Source organism: Plantactinospora sp. KLBMP9567 (genome assembly GCF_033446045.1).
GTDB lineage: Bacteria > Actinomycetota > Actinomycetes > Mycobacteriales > Micromonosporaceae > Plantactinospora.
This window is the reverse complement of record NZ_JAWQRR010000079.1, coordinates 1-5,233: the sequence shown is the minus strand read 5'-3', so window position 1 is coordinate 5,233 and position 5,233 is coordinate 1. Positions and strand designations below refer to the sequence as shown.

Sequence of the window (5,233 nt, the reverse complement as noted above, 5' to 3'; positions counted from 1 at the left end):
CTAGTACTCCAGCAGGAGATCTGTTTCAGGGTTCGGTGAAGGCTTGTCTGGCGTAGTGACTGGTCTTGGCGGCGTCTTGGTGTCTGCGGCGGTAGATGGACCAGGCGATTGCATCGGCGGTGCGTCGGGCGGGTTCGATGACCAGGGCGTGGAACAGGCGGCGTAGCTCGTTGACGGTGATCGCGATCAGGCCGTGTGGGCTCGGGGTGCACAGGGCGGTCGCGGCTGCGAGGAAGGCGTGTGCGGCGATGACCAGGGTTGTCCAGCGGTGCCAGGCTTTCCAGCGGCGGTGCTGATGCTGGTCGAGGCCGAGTCCGGTCTTGGCGGCCTGGAATGATTCCTCGATGCTCCACCTGCGGCCGGCGACGGTGACCAGGTGGTGCAGCGGCACGAGGTGCGGTGACCAGCAGCGGTAGAACGCCAGCTCACCGTTGGTGCGGTTGCGGCGGATCAGCAGCCAGTGATGGCCGGCGTGCTGGTCGGCGGCCGCGGGCAGGGTGACGAATGCCCAGTCGTAATAGCGGTGCCCTTTCGCGCCCTCGCCTGCCGATATCCGTTGCCAGGCATGTGCGGGCAGGCCGGCGGCGATCTGGTCGGCGCGTTGAATACCGAGGCCGGTCGGTGCCCGGTGCGAGCAGGCGACGGCCAGGACGTAGCCGAACCGATGCCCTCGTAGCGCCGTGGCCAAAGCAGGGTCGCCGCCGTAGGCCTCGTCGCCGGTGACCCACCGGCAGAGCAGCCCGCCGGTCACCGCCGACTCGATCAGACGGCGGGCCAGCTGCGGTTTCGTGGCGAACCCGACATGCTCGGGCACGCCCGCTTCCGCCCGCCGCTGCGGGTCGTCGGACCACGATTTCGGCAAATAGAGCGCGACGTCGACCAGGGTGTGCCCGAGCGGTGAGGCATAGGTCAGATGCACCGCGAGCTGGCAGTTCTCGATCTTTCCGGCGGTGCCGGAATACTGCCGTTGCACCCCGACAGTGTGGACGCCCTTCTTGAGGTCGCCCGTCTCGTCGATCACCAGCACCGCGTCCGGGTGACCCAGCCGGCGGGTCACGAAGTCTCGGACGTCGGCACGCACCAGCGCGTCGTCCCAGCTGGCCCTGCCGATCAGATCCTGCATCCCGCCCGGGTTGTCGTCGCCTGCGTGCTCGGCGATCGTCCAACAGTTCTTCGTCGGCAACGGCGCCAACAGGCCGGCCACGAAGTCCCGGACCCGTCTGCGCGGCTCCGGCCGGCTGAAACGTGCTTCGATCGGGTCCATCAACTCGCCGAACAGCTGCGACCATCGCCGAGCATCTACCCTGTAGGCGGCAGCCACCGCCGCATCCTGATTGGTCCTCACAAACCTCAGGCTCGACGGTGGCTGCTCGCCGTCCACGGACAAAACCACACCGTCACCGCAGGCCAGGTTCTGTCCGTGGGCTGCTCGACGAGGAGTAACCGCCGATCAGGCGGGCCCAGTGAAGATGTCATAGTCCCGGCCGTCGGTCGACGCCGCGAACCGGCCGACCGCCTCGAACCCGAGGGATCGCACCGCCTTCTGCGCGCGGACGTTGAACGCGGCGATCGTCATCCGGAACACCTGCGGCGCGAACTGCCGTGCGCCGAACGCCAGCCCGGTTCTGATGGCCTCCCGGCCCAGGCCGCGTCCGGTGAGCTCCGGCCGCAGCCCTCCGCCGGTGTCGAGCGCCGCCGCGTCGTAGACACCGCCCGGCACCCGGCCATCCGGACCGAACGAACGAAAACCGATCAGCCCGCCGTCGTCGACCAAGGCGTGGAAACCGCTGGCGGGATCGACGAGGAAGTCCGGGGCGACCCCGGTCATGTCGTAGCAGTCGTAGGGCGCCGGGTACTGCCAGGTGACGATGTCGGCCGCGTACTCCGCCGTCATGGGCACGATTCGCACGGACACAGTCAATGCACCGGCCGGACGGGAGTCAAGCCGACCACCGGTTCCCGACGGCCGCGACGGATCTCCTGCTGGAGTACTAGACCGGTGAGGTCGCCATCTCGATCCCGGTCTTGGTCCCCGCCGTCGGCGTTCGCGGGGTTCCGGGTTCCGTCCGAGGTCATCACGCTCGCGGTTCAATGGTACCTGCGCTCCAACGTCTCCTACCGGGACGTTGAAGAGATGTTGGTAGAACGGGGCGTCGAGGTGGACCACGTGACCATTACACGAGGTTCGACGTGTCCACCGACTCGAGAACGCAACAGCGCCCTCGTCCGCGGCGGCGGATCGACCACGTGGAGATCGGCAGCAGCCGGTACATCAGCCGGGACGCGCTCAAGTCGTTCATCGAAGCCAATACCCGCTGCGGATCCCACTACCCGCACCGCTGAGCACCCGCGCCGCGTGCGACCCCGTTTGAGTGAAGGTTGTCGAGGACGTCTTGGCACCGGGTCCGCGGTTCGTGACGATAGCCGCAGTGCTGCGCCTGCCCGCCACCCAGAAGCCACCGGCCACCGGCGCCGAGTTCCTCGATCTCCTGGAACAGGGCGGCGGGTTAGTCCAGGTCCTTAACACACCGCACACGGTGCGGGCGGCATGGCGGCGATTCCTGCACGCGGTCAAGCAATCCGGTGAAGTCCCGTCGGGGGTGGCACCTGCTGCATCGGGGCCGGGATAGCGGCGATCTGACCATGGAGTTGCGCCGTGGTGAGCATCCCTTCCGCCAGTACCAGCGCCCCGCCGCAGCCAGCGCCCATTCCAGTCCCCGAGGAGTTGGTCGATCCGCACCCGGTGGTGAACCGGCTGCGCGACGTGCCGCATCGCCTGCCCGCGTCGACGCAGAACCGGTCCCGCACGCTGATGATCATCCAGGCTCTTGCGGACGCAGTCCAGGCCAATGGTTATCGGGTGAAGTCCGGCCAGAGGATGTTCTGGCCATCGTCGAGGTCGACGGTGAGGGGTACGGCGTCCGGATCTTTGAGGAGACCGGCGCACGGTGGTCGCTGCGCCTGGTCTTGCAGATCGAGGGCACCGGCGGCGAGCCGGCGCGATGGACCGACTACGCCCGGCGCCGGGTCGAGGACGAGCTGTCCGAGGTGCTGGCGGAGTTCGAGCGCCGTGCCGCGGCCGTGCGCGCTGCCTCGGCCCGTCGCTTTTTTCAACGGGCGCTGCGGACGCTGAAGGTGACACCCGCCGAGGTGGTCACCGACGCCTCGCCGGTCTACCCGCCGTACTCGATGACCTCGTCCTATCGGCCCGGCACCGCGTCGAACGGCACGCCAGTAACCCGATCGAAGCCGACCACAGCCACCTCAAGCACCGGTTATGCTCGATGCGAGGGCTACGAACCGACAGGACCACACAAGTGATTACCGCCGGACACGCCTTCATGCAGAACCTGCGACGAGGTCACTACGAACTGCGCGGGATCCTGGACGGCAACCGCGAGCACCGGCCACAAGGGAGGAACCCGCCGTCTGCCAAACAGTCCCCCGCGCGCACAGCGAACGCATCCGGAATACGTCCAGTCCCGGCGCCCGTATTGCCGAGCACAACCTCCAGCCCGACGATCGACCACAGCCCGCAGTAAGATGTAGTATCAGCGCATGCGCACACAAAAGTGCGCGCTGGTGCTGATTGTGGGGGTTCAACTCCTCGGACACATCATTACCACATATCGATCATAGATCTTGTGGGTTGACCTGCGCGAATGCGCTCGTGATTGGTGCGCAGCGCTCTTGATCGCAGACGACGGCGATCCTATTAGCGCGTAGGAACGTGGCCAGTTTGTCTGGACTGCTGGCTGCTCCGGCGATGCTGGGATGGTCGGCTAGTACGGCAGCCGCCGTTTGAGATCTTGCTGGTGTGCCGGGGTGGACGCGAGGCGGCCACCGCGTGATCGTCTGTGCGTTGTGGACACAACTTCAGATCTTGCGGTGGCCGCGTGCCACAGCGTAGCGGTTGGTCGGTGGGAGCGGGTGCTGGCCGAGGTGCTGGGATGCTTCGCGGGCCGGTTCGGGCGGGTGGAGCCGCGTCGGGCGGCGGGACAATTCGTGACCGGGCTGCTGTCTGACCTTGAGGTCAAGACGTGCTGGCAGTTGGCAGAGCAGGCCGGGCATGCCCGGCCGGACGCGATGCAGCGGTTGTTGTACCGGGCGGTATGGGACGCCGACGCCGTGCGCGACGATTTGCGGGCTCTGGCCGTCGACCGGTTCGGCGCCCCGGATGCGGTCTTGGCCGTCGATGAGACCGGCGACCTGAAGAAAGGGCGTTTACACGGTCGGGGTGCAGCGGCAGTACACCGGCACGGCAGGGCGGATCGAGAACAGCCAGGTCGGGGTGTTCCTGGGCTATGCGGGCGCCGACGGGCACACCCTGATCGACCGGCGGGTGTATCTGCCGGCGTCGTGGACCGACGACCGCGACCGCTGCCAGGCTGCCGGCGTGCCCGACGAGATCGAGTTCGCTACCAAGTCGGAGCTGGCCGCTGAGATGATCACTGCGGCTTTGGATGCCGGGGTGCCGGCCGGGTGGGCCGCGGCCGACGAGGCCTACGGCAACAGCAGCGTCTTCCGCGCACACCTGCGCGAGCATCAACTCGGCTATGTCCTGGCCGTGTCCCGCAGTCACCTGGTGCCGATCGACGGCGGCAAAACCCGCATCCGCGCCGACCGGATCGCCGCTGATCTGCCCGTCTCGGCGTGGCAGCGCCGCTCCGCCGGCGCCGGATCCAAGGGGCCGCGCTTCTACGACTGGGCCTGGCTCGACGACGTATGCACCGATGCTGACCCCGACGACGGCGGCCGGCACAGCCTGCTGATCCGCCGCAACACCAGCACCGGTGAGCTGGCCTTCTACCGCTGCTGGACCCCCAGACCGGCCACCCTCGCCCAGTTCGTGCGGGTCGCGGGCATCCGCTGGAGCATCGAAGAGAGCTTCCAAGCCGCCAAGAGCCAGGTCGGCCTGGACCAGCACCAAGTCCGCCGCTGGGACTCCTGGCACCGGTTCACCACCCTCGCCCTGGCCGCCCTCGCCGTCCTGGCGATCTGCGCCGCCGACGCCACCGACGACGACCCGGCCGACAGCGGACTGATCACGCTCACCGTCAACGAGGTCCGCCGCCTGATCAACGCCTGCATCATCCGCCCGATCAGCGACCTCGCCCACCGTTTGCATTGGTCAGGCTGGCGGCGACAGCATCAAGCCCGAGCCCGCCGAGCCCACTACACACGCCGCCTCAACCTCGAACTCCAACCATGATCCCGAACGGCGGCTGCCGTA

4 protein-coding genes and 2 pseudogenes are annotated in these 5,233 nt (G+C 67.8%); 4 read left to right on the top strand and 2 right to left on the bottom strand.

Annotated elements, in window-relative coordinates:
• Positions 1–25 precede the first annotated feature (25 nt).
• A complete protein-coding gene (locus R6Y94_RS44915) occupies positions 26–1,264 on the bottom strand; it encodes an IS701 family transposase (RefSeq protein ID WP_318396683.1) in 1,239 nt (412 codons plus the stop codon).
• Between the two features lie 186 nt (positions 1,265–1,450).
• On the bottom strand, positions 1,451–1,909 hold the full coding sequence (locus R6Y94_RS44910; protein ID WP_318396684.1) for a GNAT family protein: 459 nt from the start codon (positions 1,907–1,909) through the stop codon (positions 1,451–1,453).
• 165 nt (positions 1,910–2,074) lie between these two features.
• On the opposite strand from R6Y94_RS44910, the pseudogene R6Y94_RS44905 reads away from it, so the two are divergent.
• The 4 genes and pseudogenes from R6Y94_RS44905 to R6Y94_RS44895 all read left to right on the top strand — a co-directional run.
• A pseudogene (locus tag R6Y94_RS44905) lies at positions 2,075–2,182 on the top strand (IS6 family transposase); the annotation flags it as partial.
• Positions 2,183–2,643: 461 nt separating this feature from the next.
• Positions 2,644–3,321 (top strand): hypothetical protein, encoded by a 678-nt coding sequence (locus tag R6Y94_RS44900; protein WP_318403441.1) that lies wholly within the window; start codon positions 2,644–2,646, stop codon positions 3,319–3,321.
• A complete protein-coding gene (locus tag R6Y94_RS45520) occupies positions 3,243–3,542 on the top strand; it encodes a DDE-type integrase/transposase/recombinase (protein WP_412103014.1) in 300 nt (99 codons plus the stop codon). Before R6Y94_RS44900 ends, R6Y94_RS45520 begins: the two co-directional genes overlap by 79 nt.
• Before the next feature lie 403 nt (positions 3,543–3,945).
• Positions 3,946–5,212 (top strand): annotated as a pseudogene (locus R6Y94_RS44895) (IS701 family transposase).
• The last annotated feature ends 21 nt before the right edge of the window (positions 5,213–5,233 follow it).

Excerpts from the sequence above, each read along its gene's own strand:
- R6Y94_RS44915 (WP_318396683.1), bottom strand. The coding sequence starts at position 1,264 with ATGGACCCGATCGAAGCACGTTTCAGCCGGCCGGAGCCGCGCAGACGG.
- R6Y94_RS44900 (WP_318403441.1), top strand. The coding sequence starts at position 2,644 with ATGGAGTTGCGCCGTGGTGAGCATCCCTTCCGCCAGTACCAGCGCCCC.